General features: G+C 39.6%; 22 protein-coding genes and 1 tRNA gene. 10 read left to right on the top strand and 13 right to left on the bottom strand.

The features are described 5' to 3' along the window. The first annotated feature begins 14 nt into the window (after positions 1-14). From D8837_RS05050 to queF, 7 genes are all read left to right on the top strand, one after another. Positions 15-395 carry a MarR family winged helix-turn-helix transcriptional regulator gene (locus tag D8837_RS05050; RefSeq protein ID WP_125456408.1) on the top strand — a complete coding sequence of 127 codons (381 nt, stop codon included), beginning with the start codon at positions 15-17 and terminating at the stop codon, positions 393-395. A gap of 98 nt (positions 396-493) precedes the next feature. Then, a complete protein-coding gene (locus D8837_RS05045) occupies positions 494-715 on the top strand; it encodes a DUF4649 family protein (protein ID WP_000570256.1) in 222 nt (73 codons plus the stop codon). Positions 716-729: 14 nt separating this feature from the next. Then, positions 730-1,044: a thioredoxin gene (trxA, locus tag D8837_RS05040; RefSeq protein WP_001029581.1), complete on the top strand. Its 315-nt coding sequence runs from the start codon at positions 730-732 to the stop codon at positions 1,042-1,044. Positions 1,045-1,245: 201 nt separating this feature from the next. Then, the gene (gene queC / locus D8837_RS05035; protein ID WP_125456397.1) at positions 1,246-1,899 is read left to right on the top strand and encodes a 7-cyano-7-deazaguanine synthase QueC; all 654 of its coding nucleotides are present in this window, start codon (positions 1,246-1,248) and stop codon (positions 1,897-1,899) included. After that, entirely contained in the window at positions 1,899-2,342 is a 444-nt protein-coding gene (gene queD, locus D8837_RS05030) for a 6-carboxytetrahydropterin synthase QueD (RefSeq protein WP_000464575.1), read from the top strand. Before queC ends, queD begins: the two co-directional genes overlap by 1 nt. Next, positions 2,335-3,051 carry a 7-carboxy-7-deazaguanine synthase QueE gene (gene queE / locus D8837_RS09515; RefSeq protein WP_185755672.1) on the top strand — a complete coding sequence of 239 codons (717 nt, stop codon included), beginning with the start codon at positions 2,335-2,337 and terminating at the stop codon, positions 3,049-3,051. The genes queD and queE overlap by 8 nt, the downstream gene beginning before the upstream one ends. 18 nt (positions 3,052-3,069) lie before the next feature. After that, complete coding sequence (gene queF, locus D8837_RS09510) at positions 3,070-3,561, top strand: preQ(1) synthase (protein ID WP_000082587.1); 492 nt, start codon at positions 3,070-3,072, stop codon at positions 3,559-3,561. A gap of 57 nt (positions 3,562-3,618) precedes the next feature. On the opposite strand, the gene D8837_RS05020 is transcribed toward queF, so the two are convergent. Both D8837_RS05020 and D8837_RS05015 read right to left on the bottom strand, forming a co-directional pair. Further along, positions 3,619-4,287 carry an MIP/aquaporin family protein gene (locus tag D8837_RS05020; protein ID WP_125456396.1) on the bottom strand — a complete coding sequence of 223 codons (669 nt, stop codon included), beginning with the start codon at positions 4,285-4,287 and terminating at the stop codon, positions 3,619-3,621. Between the two features lie 136 nt (positions 4,288-4,423). Further along, on the bottom strand, positions 4,424-4,771 hold the full coding sequence (locus tag D8837_RS05015) for a winged helix-turn-helix transcriptional regulator (protein ID WP_042900485.1): 348 nt from the start codon (positions 4,769-4,771) through the stop codon (positions 4,424-4,426). A 151-nt stretch (positions 4,772-4,922) separates the two neighbouring features. Here D8837_RS05015 and D8837_RS05010 point away from each other — a divergent pair, with 151 nt between their 5' ends. Next, entirely contained in the window at positions 4,923-5,312 is a 390-nt protein-coding gene (locus tag D8837_RS05010; RefSeq protein ID WP_005591134.1) for a nuclear transport factor 2 family protein, read from the top strand. 168 nt (positions 5,313-5,480) lie between these two features. Here the strand turns inward: D8837_RS05010 and pepF are convergent, their stop codons facing one another. The 5 genes from pepF to D8837_RS04985 all read right to left on the bottom strand — a co-directional run bounded on the left by pepF (position 5,481) and on the right by D8837_RS04985 (position 10,029). Further along, entirely contained in the window at positions 5,481-7,277 is a 1,797-nt protein-coding gene (gene pepF, locus D8837_RS05005) for an oligoendopeptidase F (protein WP_125456395.1), read from the bottom strand. Between the two features lie 10 nt (positions 7,278-7,287). Further along, positions 7,288-8,031 carry a 16S rRNA (uracil(1498)-N(3))-methyltransferase gene (locus D8837_RS05000; protein WP_125456394.1) on the bottom strand — a complete coding sequence of 248 codons (744 nt, stop codon included), beginning with the start codon at positions 8,029-8,031 and terminating at the stop codon, positions 7,288-7,290. A gap of 1 nt (position 8,032) precedes the next feature. Further along, a complete protein-coding gene (prmA, locus tag D8837_RS04995; protein ID WP_125456393.1) occupies positions 8,033-8,983 on the bottom strand; it encodes a 50S ribosomal protein L11 methyltransferase in 951 nt (316 codons plus the stop codon). A gap of 137 nt (positions 8,984-9,120) precedes the next feature. After that, on the bottom strand, positions 9,121-9,549 hold the full coding sequence (locus tag D8837_RS04990; protein ID WP_125456392.1) for an NUDIX hydrolase: 429 nt from the start codon (positions 9,547-9,549) through the stop codon (positions 9,121-9,123). 9 nt (positions 9,550-9,558) lie between these two features. Further along, a complete protein-coding gene (locus D8837_RS04985; RefSeq protein ID WP_049531867.1) occupies positions 9,559-10,029 on the bottom strand; it encodes a DUF3013 family protein in 471 nt (156 codons plus the stop codon). 115 nt (positions 10,030-10,144) lie between these two features. Here D8837_RS04985 and D8837_RS04980 point away from each other — a divergent pair, with 115 nt between their 5' ends. Both D8837_RS04980 and D8837_RS04975 read left to right on the top strand, forming a co-directional pair. After that, on the top strand, positions 10,145-11,416 hold the full coding sequence (locus D8837_RS04980) for a replication-associated recombination protein A (protein WP_125456391.1): 1,272 nt from the start codon (positions 10,145-10,147) through the stop codon (positions 11,414-11,416). Positions 11,417-11,680: 264 nt separating this feature from the next. After that, a tRNA-Lys gene (locus D8837_RS04975) sits at positions 11,681-11,753 on the top strand. A 171-nt stretch (positions 11,754-11,924) separates the two neighbouring features. On the opposite strand, the gene D8837_RS04970 is transcribed toward D8837_RS04975, so the two are convergent. The 6 genes from D8837_RS04970 to mgaSpn all read right to left on the bottom strand — a co-directional run bounded on the left by D8837_RS04970 (position 11,925) and on the right by mgaSpn (position 19,372). Continuing rightward, the gene (locus D8837_RS04970; RefSeq protein ID WP_125456390.1) at positions 11,925-13,244 is read right to left on the bottom strand and encodes a glycoside hydrolase family 32 protein; all 1,320 of its coding nucleotides are present in this window, start codon (positions 13,242-13,244) and stop codon (positions 11,925-11,927) included. A gap of 9 nt (positions 13,245-13,253) precedes the next feature. Next, entirely contained in the window at positions 13,254-14,099 is an 846-nt protein-coding gene (locus D8837_RS04965; RefSeq protein WP_004262244.1) for a carbohydrate ABC transporter permease, read from the bottom strand. 1 nt (position 14,100) lies between these two features. Next, positions 14,101-15,003, bottom strand: a complete 903-nt coding sequence (locus D8837_RS04960; protein ID WP_185755671.1) for a carbohydrate ABC transporter permease — start codon at positions 15,001-15,003, stop codon at positions 14,101-14,103. 95 nt (positions 15,004-15,098) lie between these two features. Next, positions 15,099-16,409: an ABC transporter substrate-binding protein gene (locus D8837_RS04955; RefSeq protein ID WP_125456388.1), complete on the bottom strand. Its 1,311-nt coding sequence runs from the start codon at positions 16,407-16,409 to the stop codon at positions 15,099-15,101. 125 nt (positions 16,410-16,534) lie between these two features. Next, positions 16,535-17,530: a LacI family DNA-binding transcriptional regulator gene (locus D8837_RS04950; RefSeq protein WP_185755670.1), complete on the bottom strand. Its 996-nt coding sequence runs from the start codon at positions 17,528-17,530 to the stop codon at positions 16,535-16,537. A 360-nt stretch (positions 17,531-17,890) separates the two neighbouring features. Continuing rightward, entirely contained in the window at positions 17,891-19,372 is a 1,482-nt protein-coding gene (mgaSpn, locus tag D8837_RS04945; RefSeq protein WP_125456386.1) for a virulence factor transcriptional regulator MgaSpn, read from the bottom strand. Between the last annotated feature and the right edge of the window lie 225 nt (positions 19,373-19,597).

Here is a 19,597-nt window from a genome sequence, read left to right as displayed (position 1 = left end):
AGAAAGGAGATACTATGACCTATTTGGAAAAATGGTTTGACTTCAATCGTCGCCAAAAAGAAATTGAAGGTTTCTTGGAAGAGACCATTGCCCAGCAAAGCGAACAAAGTCTGNCCTTGAAAGAGTTTTACCTGCTCTACTATCTGGACTTGGCTCAAGAAAAATCCTTACGACAGATTGATTTGCCTGATAAACTTCATCTAAGTCCGAGCGCTGTTTCTCGGATGGTGGCTCGCTTAGAAGCTAAAAATTGCGGTCTACTTAGTCGCAGATGTTGCGATCAAGATAGGCGCTCTAGCTTTATCTGTCTGACAAGTGATGGGCAAAAAACACTAACCTCTCTGCAAAAAGCTGTCGAAGAGAGATTGGAAACAGGTTTGGATTTCTTGGTTTAAGATGATTTTAGAAAAAGTTGCGTGCGCAATCATTTTTCTTGACATTCTCTTTTACAAAGAGTAAAATAAAGTCATCATTAAACAAAGGAGTTTTTAAAATGATTGAAATTACCTATCTAGATGCCAGCAAGAACGAAAGAACTGTAACTTTCGAGTCTTATGAAGACTTTGATCGTTCACAACAAGCTTGCCTTATCGGCGTCGCAGACTACTACCCTGTCCAAAAATTGACTTATAACGGTCATGATTTGGACTACCATGGGACTTATGGAGATGTCTTCTTCTATCTCATGAAACAAGATTTAAGCCAATATAACTAAAAAGGAGAAATACAATGGCAAAAGCAATTACAGATGCAACATTCGAACAAGAAACAAAAGACGGTTTGGTCTTGGTAGACTTTTGGGCAACTTGGTGTGGTCCATGTCGTATGCAAGGTCCAATCTTGGACAAATTGTCTGAAGAACTTTCAGAAGATGTTTTGAAAATCGTTAAAATGGACGTTGATGAAAATCCAAACACAGCTCGTGCCTTTGGAATCATGTCTATCCCAACTCTTCTCTTCAAAAAAGACGGCCAAGTAGTGAAACAAGTTGCTGGTGTTCACACAGCAGAACAAATCAAGGCCATCGTTGCTGAATTGAGCTAATCATACTAGAGACCAAGTACTTGCTTTGGTCTCTTTTTTCTTGCCCTTTGCCATTTTTAAAAAAATATGCTAGACTGTAAGTAGAATATTACGATGTTTGGGACATGCCATCGCTAAAAAAAACCTCTACTTGGTATTTTTTAGCTCCCTCAAGGGAGCTTTTTGCGTGCTCTGAACATTTCCCATTTTGGAAGGAGTACTATGAAACGTCAATCAGCCTTGGTCGTCTTTAGTGGCGGTCAAGATTCTACAACCTGCCTCTTTTGGGCTAAAGAACACTATGAAACGGTCGAAGCAGTCACCTTTGCCTACGGTCAACGCCATCATCTCGAAATTCAAGTCGCTAGAGAAATCGCTAAGGAACAAGGTATCCATCACCATATCCTCGATATGTCTCTGCTGGGACAAATTACTGAAAATGCCCTGACCTCTGATCTGGAAATTGAGCAAAAAGAGGGAGAGGTTCCCAATACCTTCGTTGATGGTCGCAACCACCTCTTTCTATCCTTTGCGGCTGTTCTTGCTAAGCAACGTGGCATTAAAGATATCGTGACAGGTGTCTGCGAGACAGACTTCTCAGGATACCCTGACTGTCGAGATGTCTTTGTCAAATCCCTTAATGTTACCCTCAACCTTGCCATGGATTTCGACTTTGTTATCCAAACACCTCTCATGTGGCTAGACAAGGCTGAAACTTGGGAATTAGCTGACCAACTCGGTGCCTTTGACTATGTTCGTGAAAAGACCTTAACCTGCTATAACGGGATTATCGGAAGTGGCTGTGGAGATTGCCCAGCCTGCCACCTACGGCAACATGGTTTAGATGTTTATCTCTCACAGAAAGGAGAGGACTAATGTTTTTTGCACCCAAAGAAATCAAACAGGAAACCGGGGAGTCTCTTGTCTACAATCCTCACAGAACCTTGGTATCAAAAGAGTTTACCTTCGATGCTGCCCACCACCTCTTTCACTATGAGGGAAAATGTAAGTCCCTTCATGGCCACACCTATCATTTGCAGATTGCTGTCAGTGGATTTTTAGATGAACGTGGCATGACCTACGATTTCGGAGATATCAAAGCGATATACAAGAACTACTTAGAGCCCCACTTGGATCATCGCTATCTCAATGAGACCCTGCCCTATATGAACACGACTGCTGAAAATATGGTTTACTGGATTTTCCAAACTATGAGTCAAGAGTTGCCAGACGAGCGCGGTCTCCGTTTGGAATACGTTCGCCTCTATGAGACTCCGACTGCCTTTGCGGAGTTTAGACGGGAGTGGTTAGATGACTAGGGAACGTGTCCTCAAACTACCAGTTCTAGAAATTTTTGGCCCAACCTTTCAAGGCGAAGGCCGTGCAATCGGGCAGAAAACCATGTTTGTCCGCACTGCTGGCTGCGACTACCACTGCGACTGGTGCGATTCTGCCTTTACTTGGGATGGATCTGAAAAGCCAACTCGTATGACTGCTGACGAGGTTATTGCTACCTTGGATAAACTAGGAAGCTACGACTACGTAACCCTATCTGGGGGAAATCCTGCTATCCTAGCAGCCAACATGGCTGAGCTAGTAACCAAACTCAAGGAACGTGGTGTCACTCTAGCTGTTGAGACCCAAGGCTCCCGCTGGCAAAATTGGTTAAAAGACATCGACCAGGTCACTCTGAGTCCCAAACCTCCTTCATCCAAGATGGAAGTCAACTTTGAAACCTTGGACTTTGTCGTTTCCCAACTAGAGCCAGACAAGGTCACCTTTAAAATCCCTGTCTTTGACGATGTCGATTTGGCCTTTGCCAAAGGGATTCAAGAGCGCTACCAACCAGATGTTCTCTTTTTATCAGCAGGAAATCCTGAGCCCAAGGCTACGGGTAATATTGTCCAAGACCAACTGGACCGTCTCAAAGAACTCTGGGAACGCGTCGCTGCTGACGATAGCTGGGGCAATGTCCGCGTCCTTCCTCAACTCCATACCCTCCTCTACGACAACCAACGTGGTGTTTAAAATTAGAAAGAAAAAATCATGTCACAACAAGAAGAAATGAAAAACCTCAGCCTACTAGGCAACAAAGAAACCAACTACATTTTCGAGTATCAACCAGAAGTCCTCGAATCCTTTGACAATCGTCATGTGGAAAATGACTATTTCATCAAATTTAACTGTCCTGAATTTACCTCACTTTGCCCAATCACTGCTCAGCCAGACTTTGCGACTATCTATATTTCCTACATCCCTGACAAGCTCTGTGTGGAGTCAAAATCCCTCAAACTCTACCTCTTTAGCTACCGAAATCATGGAGATTTCCACGAAAACTGTATCAACACCATCGGGAAAGACTTGGTCAACTTGCTAGACCCTCGCTATTTAGAAGTCTGGGGAAAATTCACTCCTCGCGGTGGCATCTCAATTGACCCCTACTACAACTACGGTAAGCCTGGAACTAAGTATGAAGGCTTGGCAGAACAACGCCTCTTCCAACACGACCTTTATCCAGAGAAAATTGATAACCGTTAAACTCATACGAAAAAGCCCTGTTCCTCAAAATGAGGAGCAAGGCTTTTTGAATTTCAATTATTCTTCTGTCCCAAGGAAGTTTTTCGCAACGAGGGCTGCAAGAACACCACCAACGATTGGCGCAAGGATGAAAATCCAAACTTGTTGAAGAGCTGCGCCACCTACCAAGACAGCTGGTGCCAAGCTACGGGCTGGATTTACTGAAAGCCCAGTGATATTCAATCCAACAAGAATCATCGCCATCAAGGACAAACCAATTACCAAACCAGCAATCGCGCCATTTCCCTTGCTTGCTGATGTCACAGTCATGATAACCAAGACAAACAAGAAAGTTGCGATGACTTCAAATAAGAAACCACCAAAGACAGTGACACCGTTTGCCAAGGCATTTTCACCAAGACTAGCAGTTGACATGCCTGAGTTAGCCAAGAGGAAGAATACCGCAGCTGACGCAAGGAAAGCTCCAACAACCTGACCAAGGATGTAGTTGACAAGCTCTGAAGATGACAAACGTTTGTTTACAAACATAGCGATCGAAACAGCTGGGTTCAAGTGAGCACCTGAAACAGTTCCGATTGAGTAGGCTGCAACTACGATTGCCAGACCAAAGGCAAAAGCAATTCCAAGGTGTCCAAGACCATCAAGACCATTTCCAAAAACAACAACTCCTGTCCCAACGAACACAAGCATGAACGTACCGATTAACTCAGCAACAAATTTTTTCATTTTTTTCAAAAACTAGATACTAGTCTATCAAAAGAGGGAAAGTGTTTCAAGAAAATTGTTTGGAAAAATACTGGTTTGCCTCACTATCTTTTAATTAAGGAATTAAACAGAAAATACATTTCCTCTATAGGACTTATCAGTTGCTTATCTCACTAGCATTTAGCAACTTGATATAATCTAGACCCCATTTCTCGACAGCATCTAATACAACTCTGAATTCCTGCCCCATTTCAGTTAAGCTGTACTCAACTCGTGGTGGAACTTCGGCATAGACCTTTCGTTGAACAATCTTATCCTTTTCTAATTGACGGAGATGACGGGTCAAAATAGTTTGAGTAATCCCAGGCAATAATCTCTGCAATTCTTTAAATCGTTTGGTACCCGTACTCAACTGATAAATGATTACCAGTGCCCATTTCCCCGTTAAAACCCTCTGCGTTGTCGCAAATGGACAAATACCATACTCACTCACTTTATTTGTCATAAAATATCTTCTTTCTATTTTTTTTAAAAAAATTTATCTTTTAGTATCAATAATAGTACTGTTTTTGATACTAGCTATCAAAAAAGTGTCTACTTGTTTTTTTGTTTGTAACTGTTACAATTATATCATAAAAAAGAAATGGAGAATAGATATGTCAACAAACTTAGAAATTTTCAACGCTTATAACCAAGCTTTAATTGCTGGTGACTTTCCTGGTGTCTTTGAAACGATGGCAGACGATATTATCTGGCATCAACCTGGTACTCATAGTATATCTGGTACAGTTGTTGGTAAGGACAAGCTAGGAACTCACCTGGCTACATTTGCTGAGAAAACTAACGGAACCTTTAAGGTGGTAACAAATTGGGTTTCTGACAATAAGGATTTAATCGCAGCTAATGTTACTTTTCTTGGAACACGGGCTGATGGTACTGAACTCAATATGAACGGGATTGACCTCTTCCGTATTGAAGACGGAAAAATCAAAGAAGTTTGGCTCTTCTCTTCAGATCAAGCTGAAGAAGATAGCTTTTGGGGATAATTTAAGAGGCCAGAACAAAAAATTTTGATTTTAGGAATTCTTTATTATAAATTTTTAAAATCGATAGATTAGAAAAAAAGCGAACAAGACAGAATTCTGAGTATCAGATAACTCGTTTTGTTCGCTTTTTTTATTTAAGGTTAGACTTTTGTCCCAGACTCTTTTAATTTACTCTCCCAACTGGGCACTATAGGCGATAATCTGATCAACTGTGTCAGACAAGAATTGGATGGTATCACGGAGTGGTTTGTCTGTTGAAATATCTGCTCCGATAATCATGGCTGACTCAAGTGGTGTCTTGCTACCACCTGATTTGAGGAGATTGAGCCAGTCTTCAGCTCCATTCTCAGAGTTTTTAAGATGGAGGTAACCAGCTGTCGAGATAACTAGTCCTGCTGAGTAGGTATAGCTATACAAGCCCATGTAGTAGTGAGCTTGGCGCATCCAAGTCAAAGCTGCATCATCGTCAATTTCAATGGCATCTCCCCAGAAATCCGTCAAGACTTCCTTCATAATACTGTTGAGTTTGCTTGCTCCAAAGGTCTCCCCTTCTTCAATCAATGTATACACCTTACGCTGGAAGGCTGCTTCCAAAAGGTGAGTGATAAAGTTATGGAAGTAGGTGTCTGTCAAGCGGTGAGCCAGAGCGAAGCGTTTTTGACGTGGGTCGTCAGACTGGTGCTCCAAGTAGTCACTGAGGAGCAATTCATTGAAAGTTGACGGTGCTTCGACATAGTAGGTCGACATGTGAGCATTGAAGTAGCTTTGGTGATTGTCTGAAAAGATGAATTGACCAGAATGTCCGATTTCATGAATCAAGGTATAGACATCGCTCAAACGACCTGTCCAGCTCATGAGGACATAAGGGTGCACGCGATATGGATCCGCCGCATAACCTCCGGAATCCTTGCCACTATTGGCAGCGAAGTCCACCCAGCGCTCTTCTTGATAGCGAGCAACTTCCTGACAATATTCCTGCCCCAAAGGTTCTACCGACTTCATGACCAAATCATAGGCATCGTCAATAGTCACTTGAGGATTAAGGGCGCTGTCCAAGTCCAATTTCCAGTCTGCAAAGGTCATCTTTTCAAGACCATTTACCTTGGCAACATGCTTGAGGTATCTCTGTGCAACTGGGGCAAAATCTTTCATAATCAGATCAATTTGGTGGTCAAACATGGCACGGTCCACTTCTTGCTCAGCTAGGAGATAATCAAAGACAGAGTCATATCCCTTCATATCAGCCAAGAGTTTTTCAGACTTGACTTGAGCTAGATAGGCTGCAGCAGCCGTATTTTGGTGCTTACGAAGACCTTCTGAGAAGGAACGGAAAGATTTCTCACGAACCTCAGCATCCTCATGATTTTGGTAGAAATTTTCATAAGTCACAAAGCTGTTTTTGTAGGTCTTGCCATGGGCTTCAAAGTCAGCCATTTCAAAGTCCCCAGCTCGCATTTTCGTATAGATATCCTGCGGACTGTAGAAAACTTCACCGAGATTGGTCAAGGCCTTCTCCACATCAGCCCCTAAATAGTGGGCTTTTTTGATTTTGGCCTGACGAATGGCGGCTGTTAAATGAGGCAATTTACCCAAACGGTCCAAGACTTCCTCATCTGCTGCCACCAAGGCATCGTCAAAGAAGGTCAGAGCTACGCTGGCGTCTGTTTCAAATTCCATCCCAGCTTGGGCAATGTTGGCAAATTCGTCATTGCTATAATCTGTCGTCTGAGGCATAAAGCCATAGTTACCAATATGGCTCATCTGAATATAGATTTGCTCCAATTCCGCAAAGGCCTTTTCAAAATCCTCAAAAGTATAAAGATTACCCTTATAGTCACGGCTAAATTGATTGATGTCTTCGCGAGCTTTCTCGATTGCACGCAAGAAATCCTCACGGTCTTGGTATAGGGCTGTTAAATCCCAGAGTTCCTTCTCTGGAAATTCTGAACGGTGTTTTTGTTCCATTTTCTTCCTCTTATTTCTCTAATTCTAATAAAACACTAAGGGCTGATAAGGCGTAAAGTGGTGCTGTTTCTGCTCGCAAAATACGAGGACCAAGACCTGCCAAGACTGCTCCCTTAGCTTCAAAACTTTCGATTTCTGCAGGTGACAGACCACCTTCTGGACCAAAGATAAAGAGCAGTTTAGCTCCTGTTTCAAGACCAGAGACTGCTTGTAGAAGCGCAGCGGCTTCTCCTTCTTTAGCCGACTCTTCATAGGCTACTATGATAGAGGCAAACTGGTCCAGTTGAGCTAGAAAGTCTGATTTTTTCTCGAAAAGCTGAATACTTGGAACGATATTACGCTTGCTTTGCTCTGCTGCTCCAAGGGCAATTTTTTCTAGTTTCTCAACCTTTTTACCCAATTTCTTGCCATCCCACTTGGCAACGGACCAATCGGCAGGAAAGGCCCAGATTTGGCTGGCACCCAGTTCGGTCACTTTTTGCGTGATGAACTCCAGCTTGTCTCCCTTGGGAAAGCCAGATGCGATGGTTACTTGGACAGGCAGTTCCACATTATCAGCTAATTCTTGGACCAACTCAAACTGACGAGTTTCCACATCCAGCACGCGCGCCAAACATTTAATTCCATCATCAAAGACCAAGGTCACTTCATCATCTTCTTTCAAGCGCATAACCTGAAACATATGCTTACTGGTTTCCTTATCCTCAATAGTGACAGGAGAGACTGCACTGCCTTTGACAAAATACTGTTGCATCCTAGCCTCCAATCACACCAGAAATATCCTTGGTCTTCCTAAAGACACAGGCATTCCATTCCCCTTGAATCATGTGGGTTTCAAGGAAAAATCCAGCTGACTCAGCCGACTGGCGTACCATGTCCCACTTGTCCTTGATAATCCCACTCATGATGAGGTAGCCTTCGTCCTTAATCAAACGATAAGCATCCTCGGTCAGATGAATGAGGATATCCGCCAAGATATTAGCCACGATGACATCTGCCTCAATCTCAACACCCTTAAGCAAGTCTCCTGCTGCTACATGGATGTTTTCCATACCAGGATTGAGCTCAATATTTTCCTGAGCGACACGAACCGCCACATCATCCAGATCATAGGCAAAAATTTCTCTAGCACCGAGTAGCGAGCTGGCAATAGAGAGAACCCCTGAACCAGTCCCCACATCTAGCACCGTTTCCCCACCACGAAGAACCTGCTCCAAAGCAAAAAGGCTCATCTTAGTGGTTGGATGTGTCCCAGTCCCAAAGGCCATGCCTGGATCTAGCTTGATAATCTTTTCGCCAGTAGTCGCATCATAGTCTGTCCAAGACGGCACGATGGTCAAATCATGAGTAATACGAGCTGGCTCATAGTATTTCTTCCAGTTGTCTGCCCAGTCTTCCTCAGCCAAGGCAGTCGTACCCATTTTTACCTCTCCCAAGTCCATAAAATCTGTCAATTCTGCTAGGCGAGCCTGCAAGTCTGCCTCAACCACTGCCACATCAACCGTATCAGGATAGTAGGCGGTCACAACGATTTCTTCTTGCTGCTCGACCTCTGGGAAAATCTCGCCGAAGCGGTCAACATTTCCCACATAGTCCATACTATCTTCAATCGCAACACCTTGCGCCCCCAGCTCAATCAAGAGATTGGAAACCAATTCCTCCCCCTCACGCTTAACTGTAACTTTTAACTCTTGCCATGTTTCCATATTTAAGATACCAAGCCCGTAAAACACAAAGCCAAAATAGGAAATTCTCTGAAGACACTTGTGTCTAAGAGAAGTTTATCTTTTTGGCACAGTGTTTAGGGCGGGTTCAGTTTAGAAATTTAACCGAACCATCCTTTCTAATCACTTACTTTTAAATAATCTTTTAATCTCTCTTGCAACTGAGGCACAACTTGACTGGAGCTAAGAAATTCCTCGACATTCATAAGCTGATAGGCCTGTCCTTCATCCCCAAAGGTGATACTGTCAAACTGATCCTGACTTAACTGACCGACCATAAATACTGACTGTCTTCCTTCATAGAGCATGCTGGGATAGACCTTGCTCCAGAGCAGGCAATCTTCGGTCAAGTGAATGCCTAGTTCCTCATAAACTTCACGCGCCGCACATTCAAATGGGCTTTCGTCCCCCTCGCGTCCCCCACCGGGCAGTTCCCACATATTAGGCCAGGGAATGCTTGCCTTATCATCGCGTAAGATAGTCAGAAGCTTATCCCCACAAAACAAAGCAATCTTACAGCCTGTGAAATCAGAAATCTCTATTTCCATGTCAAACTCCTAGTATCTCGGATAAGGATAAAACTCTCCCTCTTCCAAGCCTACTTTTCCTTCTTCAAAGACTTCTTGGTTCCATTCCATGACAAATTCTTCTGCTTCTGGGTCTTCCAAAAAGTCCATAAGGGCATCTAGTCCAACCTCGGCAGTATCTTTGAGGAATAGCGCAAAATAAGCTAAAAATTCGCGGGAAAATCCTTTTTTAGGTAGGTAAGGAATGACCGTCAAATAGTCTTCTGCATTGACTGTTGATTTGGCAGGATTGTAAAAAAGCACTGCTTCTTCAAAGAGAATATCATCCGATGAAACCTCTCCATCTTCATCCACCATCTCCACACCTGCAGCATTTTGCGCTTCCAATAGAAAACTCACTTCAACCGCGTGGTTGCGCTTGTCCCAACTAATCTCAAAGTCAAAGGGAAAATTCTTCTCCAACTCTTCCTCTAAAACATCTAAAAATCCGTATGTTGCCATTTCATCCTCTTTCTATGCGACTCTTAAATCGCCCCGATTGCTCGGAAATATGCTAAAATAGATACTACCATCTTACCACATATGTATCAGAAAATCCACGTTAGAAAGGACTGCTATGCCAGACAATCTCGCGCTTCGCATGCGCCCTAAAACCATCGACCAGGTCATCGGTCAGGAACATCTGGTCGGACAAGGAAAAATCATCCGCCGCATGGTAGAAGCCAACCGCCTGTCCTCCATGATTCTCTATGGTCCTCCGGGAATCGGCAAGACCAGTATTGCCTCTGCCATCGCAGGGACGACTAAGTATGCCTTTCGAACTTTCAATGCGACAGTTGATAGTAAAAAGCGATTGCAAGAAATTGCGGAAGAGGCTAAATTCTCTGGTGGTCTCGTCCTATTACTAGACGAGATTCATAGACTAGATAAAACCAAGCAAGACTTCCTCTTGCCTCTCTTGGAAAATGGTCTGGTCATCATGATTGGCGCTACAACTGAAAATCCTTTCTTCTCTGTCACTCCTGCCATTCGTAGCCGTGTTCAAATTTTTGAGTTGGAACCTCTGTCTAACCAAGACGTCAAAGAGGCCCTGCAGATAGCTCTAAGTAACCCTGAGCGTGGTTTTGATTTTCCAGTAGAACTAGATGAGGATGCGCTGGATTTCATTGCTACCTCTACAAACGGAGACCTTCGCTCTGCCTTCAACTCACTGGATTTGGCAGTTCTTTCTACCCCTGAGAATGACAAGGGCATTCGCCATATCACCCTAGACATCATGGAAAATAGCCTGCAGCGGAGCTACATTACCATGGATAAGGACGGAGATGGCCACTATGATGTTCTCTCAGCCCTGCAAAAGTCTATCCGTGGCTCAGATGTGGATGCTAGTCTTCACTATGCTGCCCGCTTGATTGAGGCTGGTGATTTGCCAAGTCTCGCTCGTCGTTTGACTGTTATCGCTTATGAAGATATCGGTTTGGCCAATCCTGAAGCCCAGATTCACACCGTGACTGCTCTGGATGCTGCCCAGAAGATTGGGTTCCCAGAAGCCCGCATTCTCATTGCCAATGTCGTGATTGATTTAGCCCTTTCTCCGAAATCCAACTCAGCCTATGTAGCTATGGATAAGGCACTTGCTGACCTCAAAACATCAGGACACTTGCCTATTCCGCGACACCTGCGTGATGGGCACTACAGCGGAAGCAAGGAACTGGGGAATGCCCAAGATTATCTCTATCCACACAACTATCCTGGAAATTGGGTCAAGCAAGACTATCTGCCAGAAAAAATTCGCAATCATCACTATTTCCAAGCAGAAGATACTGGTAAATATGAACGGGCTTTGGCTCAAAGAAAGGTAGCTATCGACCGTTTGCGAAAAATCTGAAATCCTTTTCAAAAAATTGCACTTTCCTCTTGATTTTTTTTGAAAAAGTGGTATCATATAAACATAGAAACGCTGTGGTGTACGACTTCACACTTAAGTGTTGACCGACTATTTTTTGTATTATTAGGGAAACAAAAGTCTTCTAACAGCATGTAGGCCGTCTCACACGGAAACAGCTTCAGTTAGAGCGAGTTGCCCACCTGCTTAATTGCGCGGGTTCAATACAAACCGTGAAGTTTCGGCACCAATACAGCTTTTTTCTTTGCCTCCTTAGCTCAGCTGGCAGAGCAGCGGACTCTTAATCCGTGGGTCACAGGTTCGATCCCTGTAGGGGGCATCTAAATACAACAGGAAAAGCCTTAACATCAAGGCTTTTTTTCTTGTCTCAAACGGCTTCCTCCTCAAGTATAAAAGCATCTTTTCGCCTTCTCTACTATCTAATCAAACAAAAAAATCTCTTTCAACATTTATAGAAAGAGATTTTTCTTTAGGAGAAATAACTTAATTTTTAATCGATTCGTGATAGCTCAGCTGGCACTGTTAAGTAATAGGTTGCCGTCAAGCTTGCTTCACCTTGATTGACAAAAATCTCGATGGAATTTTTATCTAGAACAACTTCCAATTCTTTAGCTTCAATATCTACATACCGTCGACTAGTGTCCTGTTCTTCTTCACCTAGAATTTTTTGAACAAGATGGCTACGATCAATGTAAACTTGCTGCGCATTACTGTCATAACCAAATTCAAGATAATCTGTATCATTTCCTAAGTGGTAATGACAATCTTTATCTATTTGGATTTGATATTGGCCTTTTTTAACAGGGAATTGTCTTAGTTTGCCATCTTCCAATCTTAGAATTCTAGGTAAAGTCATGGCACATGCCCATTTGTGTTCTTGGTCATGGGTTGGAAGGGTACGCCCCCATGTCTGCATCCAAGCAATCAGGATACGACGATTTTGATCGTCCAACAATGTTTGAGGCGCATAGAAGTCTTGACCATGATCAATTTCTTGAACTGATTCTGAGATAAAACGTTTTTCTCCCCAATCTACCTTACCCGTGAACAAAACCGATGAGTTGATGTTATGATATGAGTCTCCCTCACGCTGATAACGCATGGGGGACATAATAAGGCAATCCTTCCCATCTAACTCAAAGTAATCTGGGCATTCCCACATAAAGCCTTGGTGTTCTACCCCTTTTAAAAAGATGGATTCGAACTGCCATTCTACTAGGTTATCGGACCCTAGTAGAACGATACAGCCTACATTATCCTTGTGTTTGGCAGCTACTACGGAGTAATAGCGCCCATCTTTTTCAAAGAGTTTTGGATCACGGAAATCAGCAACAATCAACTCATCTGGCAAGTCTGCTCCAGTTGCAACTGGATTTTGTTCAATCTTTTCAAAGTGAATCCCGTCGTCTGAAAATGCCATATTTTGCACTTGACGAACACCTATTTCTTCTTCGATATGTCCAGTGTACATGAGCCAGAGGCGATCATCCTTGACAATGGCAGAACCTGAGAAACATCCATTGCGGTCATAATCTTGGTCAGGAGCAAGTGCCACTGGCAAGTGCTCCCAAGTCACCAAGTCCTTACTTTTAGCATGACCCCAGTGCATAGGTCCCCAAACACTATCATAAGGATAGAATTGATAAAAGAGATGGTATTCTCCACGAAAATAGACAAATCCATTTGGATCATTGATCCAGCCAATCTCAGCCGAAAAATGTTCTTCAGGCTTATATTGAGTATTAACGAGATGTTTATTTTCTTCTATAAAACGATTTGCTTTTTCTACTGTAAATGGTTTATTTATCATAAGTATATCCTATTTTATTCCAGTTCCGGAACCACCCAGACCTTGAACAATATATTTCTGAGCGACTACATAGACCAAAATCAACGGAATCGTTGAAATAGTTAATACAGCCATTACCTGATTGATATAAACTGGTTGAGTTGTATTAATAGTTGTAATTGCAACCTGCATTGAAAATTTAGAAGAATCTGTCAAAACCATCAATGGCCAAATATAATCATTCCAGCTTGAAATAAATGATAAAACACCAACTGTAGCAACTGCAGGTTTAGACATTGGAAGCATAATTCTAAAGAAAATTCTAACGATACTTGCTCCGTCCATCTTTGCAGACTCAAGAATCTCTTCTGGAATTGCAATAAAGAAATTTCTAAATAAGTAAATATTAAATACACTCGCCAATCCTGGAATAATAACTGCAAGACGATTATTGACCAAACCTAAGGAATTGATAATGGTAAATTGTGGAATTAACACAGTTTCTACTGGAATAATAAGTAAAGCAAGTAAGAAACCAAATAAAATTTTCTTACCTGAAAAATTTACTTTTGCAAAAGCGAAACCGGCCAGTGCATTGACAATAATAGAACCAATAGCAAACGTTCCAGCATAAAAAATGCTGTTCCCTAGATATGTAAAAATACTAAAGCGCTCAAATACTTCCTGATAAGGTTTAAACCAATCAGCGGGATTTAAACTTGGTAAGAAGGCTTGCCAACTAGTCAAATTTTTATAAACATCCGCTTCTGGCTTCATAGCTGAAACTACCATCCAAACCATAGGAAAAAGGAAGAGTCCTGCCAATAAAGTTAACAGAATATATTCTAAGATTGTTGTTGGTTTAAATCGTCTCATCTTAGTCATCCTCCTTCAGAACGCGACGTTGTACTAAGCTAATCATACCAATTAACGTTGTAAATACTAAAGCAATTGAGCTAGAATATCCTACAAGACGATCAGTAAAACCTTGTTGATAAATATAGTACACCATAGTAATTGTTGAGTTTAATGGCCCACCTTGCGTCATAACCATTGGTTGTACAATCAGCTTAAAAGCAGAAATTAAAGTTGTTAACAATACAAACAATGCTGTTGGTTTTAGTAGGGGCATCGTGATATAACGAAACTGAGCCCATTTTGAGAATCCATCTAATTCAGCAGCTTCATAGACATCTTGTGGAATATTCTGCATTCCTCCTAAAAATAAAAGCATCTGATAACCTGCACCCTGCCAAGCAGAAACAAAAACAATTGCATACATAGCTTGTTTAGGACTAGTCAAGAAAGGTTGAGAAGCAATACCTACCTTATTTAAAATAGCATTTAATAAGCCACTATTTGGATTTAAAAGATAAAGCCAAAGAATAGAAATAACTACCAAGGACATGACAACTGGAGCAAAAAAAGCCACTTTAAAAAACATATTCCCTTTGCGCTTTTTATTAACAATCAAAGCCATTCCTAAGGCTGCTCCCAATTGAACTGGAATAATCCAAACAACAAATTTCAACGTATTCAAGAAGCTCTTTAAGAAAATCGGATCCTTTATTAATCGAATAAAATTTTCAAGTCCAACAAATTTTCTTTCATCTGGTGTCAACAAATAATAATCTGTAAAAGCGTAANAAATGACCATTCCAACTGGAATTACTAAAAAGATACCTAATAAAATTAAAGCTGGAGCTAAAAAACTATAACCTAGTATGTTATCCTTTATTTTTTCACGTCTTTTTGTATCCACAACAGTTTCTTTACTCATATCCATCTCCTTTAATCATATATATCAAACTAGGCTATTAACAAGAAAGGGGAAGGTAGTTCCAAATATTTTCCTTCCTCCTTCCTTTTTACAGATTATTTGAGTGACTGATCAATAGCAGTTTGCATTTCTTTTGTACGAGTATCCAAGACTTTTTGCACATTTGGATTTTCTTCATAATAGCTAATATCTTGCATTGCTTGTTGAAAAGCTCGAGAAACCTGAGGATATGCTACGACAACTGGGCGAGCATGAGCTGTTTTTGAATTTTGTTCCATCAAGAAACGCATTGGTTCGGTCACTTTATCTTTGATATTTTCAATTGTAGATTTACGAATCGGAAGGACCGAATTCCCCAAGCTAATAATTTCACTTGATTCTGTATTTGTAGCAAATTTAACAAATTCAGATGCTGCCTCTTTTTTATCAGATTTTGTCGTAACAGCTAATTGCCAACTACCTGAAGGGGATACTAATTTTTTCGTCTTACTAGATACTGGGTAAGGAAGGATACCAAAATCAATATCTTTGTAGTTTGTATTCATATCAGCAATCGTCCAAGAACCACTCAAAAGCATTGGATACTCTCCTGTTTCAAAACCTTTTTCGACTGGACTAACAGTTGTGTAACCTTCTTTTACAAGATTTTGAATGAATTGAACTGCTTCTACACTCTCTTTTGAGTTGAAGTATCCTTCTGCCTTTGTTCCATCTTCGTTTACGACAGAACCATTATTTGACCAAATCAACGGCATATAAGCATATGGTAACATTTCATCGTTTGAATTAATACGAAAATCAATTGCCGGTTTGTTATAATGATCTTTCAATTTTTTAGCAATCGTATTAAATTCATCCCATGTCCATGGCTTTTCTAGCGTTGGAAGCTCTGATTCCGCAATTCCGGCCTCTTTGAACATTTTTTTGTTGTAATAAACACCAACATTCGATTCAGAGAATCCAAGTGCATAGAATTTGCCATCATAAGTTCCTTGTTGTTTAATACTGTCCAAAACATCATCCATATTATTATCTTTTAGATAATCATCTAGCGGAGTAATCACTTTAGATTTTGCATAAGCTGCCGTATTTGGTCCATCAAGGGTAATAACATCTGGAAGACTATTAGTCGTGATAGCAGCATTAACCTTGTCTTCATATCCTCCACCACTACCACTACGAGGAATATACTCAGTTACAACCTTGTACTTACTTTTTCCTGATTGATTAAAGTTATCAACAACTTTTTGCCAAGCTTTTCCTTCATTGGTTTCGTCAGAGAATTGTACCCAGACTTTAATATCATTTGAAGAACTCGCTTGTTTTGAGTTAGTTCCTCCACTACAACCTGCAAGTATAGCTAACGATAGCCCCGCAACAACAGATAACATTGTACCTTTACGCATATTTTCCTCCTTTTTGAAACGTTTCATTTTTTATTTATTTTTAAACAAGTTTTTCAACTTGTTTTTGAAACGTTTCATTTATAGTTTATATTATAACAGCGCTTTCATTTTTTGTCAAGTGCTGTTTAAATTTTTTTTGTTGTTTTATCTCCCCAAAAATATGTGGGAATTACGATTCGTTTTTCTAGAATCTCTTCTCGCTTAATCATTTTCAGTATCATTGCAACGGATTCTTTTGCCATCATACCAATATCTTGAACTATTGTAGACACTAGATAAGATTGATCGACAGAAGTTTTTAAACCATCAAACCCAATTATCTGGTAATCATCAGGTGCTATTTTCCCCAGTTCTTTCATAACACTAATAACTCTCAGAGCCATCATATCATTTATTGTAAATATACCATCAATTTCTTTATGAGATTGCAAAAAAATTCTTATCTGATCTTCAGGATTTATTAAAGGTTCTTTCATTTCAAAATTATAGACATCTACTCCTAATTCCTTAGCTTTTTCTCTGAATCCTTTACTTCTGAGTATAGTCTCATTCTCATACATATTAATTGAACCAATAAAAGCAAGGTGCTTATTATCCCTTCTAACCAGTTCCTCTGCTGCAGTTTGTCCTCCTTTGTAATTTGCTGAAGTAACATAGCATACATTTTCCGAAAAATGTCTATCTATACTTACAAACGGTAAATCAGATAAAATATATTTGTCAATATCAGAATATGTAATACCAATAATTCCATCCACTTTATTTTGTTTCAACATTTCGATATATTCGATTTCATTTTGTGAATCGCTATCAGCGTTACAAATAAATAATTTATAATTATATTTTAATAACTCTTTCTCAACATGGTAGGCAAACTCCGAGAAAAATGGATGCCATATGCTCGGAATAATCAAAGCGATAGTTTCTGTTCTATTCTTTTTCATACCTCGAGCATAATTATCAGGGATATAGTCCAATGTTTTTATAGCCCTTTGAACTTTCCTTAAAGTTACTTCTTTAATACCTTTTTCTTTATTAATTACACGTGAAACAGTTCCAACACTGACTCCTGCTTCTAAAGCAACATCTTTCATGGTAATTGATTTTCTTTGTTTTAACATCTTATCACCTCCTTTCAATATATAGTATCATGCAAACGCTTTTTAAGCAACTATTTCTCAATCATTTTTGTCCAGATTCTTTTTCCTATCATGAATAAAATCACTCCAATTATCTTTTGAAAATACTTCAATTTTCATGTGTAGACATCTACATAAAACAGGAAAAACCTTGGAATCAAGGTTTTTTCGTATCTTCTACAAAAAAAGCAAAAGTTTTAGAGGGCTATGAATCTAGATGTACATTTTGCTTAAATGATTGAAGGTATTTTCTTAACAAAAACACCCCAAAAATTAGATTTTTTCTGTCTAACTTTTGAGGTACAGTTCAAACGCGAAATAGCGTTTTTTTGTTATTTTTGGTTACTCATCTAATCGAATAAACATCATGGCATTTAACAAAGATATGAGTGAGACCGTGTTTATATTATTTGAATAGATCAGTCTCTTATTTTCAATCGGAGGAATAATAAAATTAGAAATGATGATATCATAAGGCGATTCTTCTAAAGATTCCTTTGATAATTCTAATTCAGTCCAAACTTCAAGTTCAAAATTGTTGCTGCAATAATAAGAAAGTGTCTCTGCAACGGATTTTGCATGATACTGATCAAAATTACTCATAACCAGAACCTTCAGCTTTGGCTGATTTTGTAGTAAATTAAGCACCAAATGTTTGGTATGNGTGATGAAGGTATAAGATAGATGATTTACCATCATTGAACTAGAACAAACTTCAAGAGTCTCTAAATAATGAGAAAGCTCTTTTTTTACATCTGAAACAAATTTAGGAAAAATATTTTGAAAATTCCTGATTGTATTCCCTTTTTGATCAAATAAAATAAACTCAGTGGACAACTCTTGACGATACAGATGTGCGGTATTATGCAGATGCCAAATCAGATTATCCTTATTCTCAATCTCAATCTGATACTTGACTGAAATCTGATCAATAAAATCACTCAATAGATGGTAAGATTTTTCAACATAGCTATCCTTTTTTACACATTTCATAAAGAGACTTTCATCTATGAAAAACATTTTTTGAAAGTAAGACACAAATAATTGGCAAACCACTTCTTCATCTAAAGAGATATTGTATTCTGATTCAAAACTCTGAGCAACACCTTCTATTCCTTCTGCCTGCATTAAAAAATCCAAACTTTGGTCGTTAAAAGAATCTTTCTCTATTTCCATAAGATGACCAAACTTTATTCGATATAGATTAATAACCAGGAGCAGCTTTAGCATTCTATGCGTTGACAAATTCATTGGAAAGCTTGTTTCCTTATAAACCAATTCTAACAATTGAGATAGGGGCTCTGATGAAAAATTTTCAAATGGCCATTCTAGGAAATAATATTTTTCTGAAAAATATTGTGCAAAAAAGTAACGAATGTCTCTCTCATTTCCAATGATTTGAACAGGGGTCAGACTGATTTCAAATTGAAATTGCCTTTTAATCACTTTATTGATTTGGCTAATAATACGATAGAGCGAAGATGAACTGATATAAAATTCTTTACAAATACTCTCAGCTTGACAACCTTCATTAAAGAATATAAATTCTAAAATCGAAAAATGAGTTGAATGCTTAAAGAAATGATGGTAAACCATTTCAATATCGCTATCATCGGTATTAATAATGCGTATACCATTAGTAGAAGAATGAAAAATCAAGTCAGGAAAAGCAGATTTAACATGGGATAGATCATCTTTGACTGCACGTTCTGTACAATTTAATAACTCTGCTAGTTCAGAACGATGAAACCAACGTTTATGTTCAAATAATAATTCTAATAATTCTAATTGCCTATGACTTTTTTTAGATAATAAATCTCTCATGAATGTCTTTCTCTCTTTATAAATTATCGGATTAAACCTCTTGCAATTATACCACAAAGAATAGGTATAACATGCTGTAACGACTTTTACTAAGATCCTTTATTTCGTATAATAACACTACGGAGGCAATATATAAACAATTTTCTTATTTTACCGTCTATTGAGGGCGTAAATACAGAATCAAATTCAAGTCGAAAGATTATATTTTTAATTTTAAAAATTATA

It is taken from the genome of Streptococcus mitis (assembly GCF_003942965.1).
Lineage (GTDB): Bacteria > Bacillota > Bacilli > Lactobacillales > Streptococcaceae > Streptococcus > Streptococcus mitis_BH.
Note: the sequence above shows the minus strand (reverse complement) of the source record. Positions and strands in the feature narration are given on the sequence as shown.

Excerpts from the sequence above, each read along its gene's own strand:
- D8837_RS04950 (WP_185755670.1), bottom strand. The coding sequence starts at position 17,530 with ATGTTAAAACAAAGAAAATCAATTACCATGAAAGATGTTGCTTTAGAA.
- trxA (WP_001029581.1), top strand. The coding sequence starts at position 730 with ATGGCAAAAGCAATTACAGATGCAACATTCGAACAAGAAACAAAAGAC.
- queC (WP_125456397.1), top strand. The coding sequence starts at position 1,246 with ATGAAACGTCAATCAGCCTTGGTCGTCTTTAGTGGCGGTCAAGATTCT.
- D8837_RS05020 (WP_125456396.1), bottom strand. The coding sequence starts at position 4,287 with ATGAAAAAATTTGTTGCTGAGTTAATCGGTACGTTCATGCTTGTGTTC.
- D8837_RS04990 (WP_125456392.1), bottom strand. The coding sequence starts at position 9,549 with ATGGAAATAGAGATTTCTGATTTCACAGGCTGTAAGATTGCTTTGTTT.
- D8837_RS04955 (WP_125456388.1), bottom strand. The coding sequence starts at position 16,409 with ATGCGTAAAGGTACAATGTTATCTGTTGTTGCGGGGCTATCGTTAGCT.
- pepF (WP_125456395.1), bottom strand. The coding sequence starts at position 7,277 with ATGGAACAAAAACACCGTTCAGAATTTCCAGAGAAGGAACTCTGGGAT.
- D8837_RS05015 (WP_042900485.1), bottom strand. The coding sequence starts at position 4,771 with ATGACAAATAAAGTGAGTGAGTATGGTATTTGTCCATTTGCGACAACG.
- prmA (WP_125456393.1), bottom strand. The coding sequence starts at position 8,983 with ATGGAAACATGGCAAGAGTTAAAAGTTACAGTTAAGCGTGAGGGGGAG.
- queF (WP_000082587.1), top strand. The coding sequence starts at position 3,070 with ATGTCACAACAAGAAGAAATGAAAAACCTCAGCCTACTAGGCAACAAA.
- D8837_RS04980 (WP_125456391.1), top strand. The coding sequence starts at position 10,145 with ATGCCAGACAATCTCGCGCTTCGCATGCGCCCTAAAACCATCGACCAG.
- queD (WP_000464575.1), top strand. The coding sequence starts at position 1,899 with ATGTTTTTTGCACCCAAAGAAATCAAACAGGAAACCGGGGAGTCTCTT.
- D8837_RS04970 (WP_125456390.1), bottom strand. The coding sequence starts at position 13,244 with ATGATAAATAAACCATTTACAGTAGAAAAAGCAAATCGTTTTATAGAA.
- D8837_RS05010 (WP_005591134.1), top strand. The coding sequence starts at position 4,923 with ATGTCAACAAACTTAGAAATTTTCAACGCTTATAACCAAGCTTTAATT.
- D8837_RS05000 (WP_125456394.1), bottom strand. The coding sequence starts at position 8,031 with ATGCAACAGTATTTTGTCAAAGGCAGTGCAGTCTCTCCTGTCACTATT.
- D8837_RS05045 (WP_000570256.1), top strand. The coding sequence starts at position 494 with ATGATTGAAATTACCTATCTAGATGCCAGCAAGAACGAAAGAACTGTA.
- D8837_RS04965 (WP_004262244.1), bottom strand. The coding sequence starts at position 14,099 with ATGAGACGATTTAAACCAACAACAATCTTAGAATATATTCTGTTAACT.
- D8837_RS04985 (WP_049531867.1), bottom strand. The coding sequence starts at position 10,029 with ATGGCAACATACGGATTTTTAGATGTTTTAGAGGAAGAGTTGGAGAAG.
- queE (WP_185755672.1), top strand. The coding sequence starts at position 2,335 with ATGACTAGGGAACGTGTCCTCAAACTACCAGTTCTAGAAATTTTTGGC.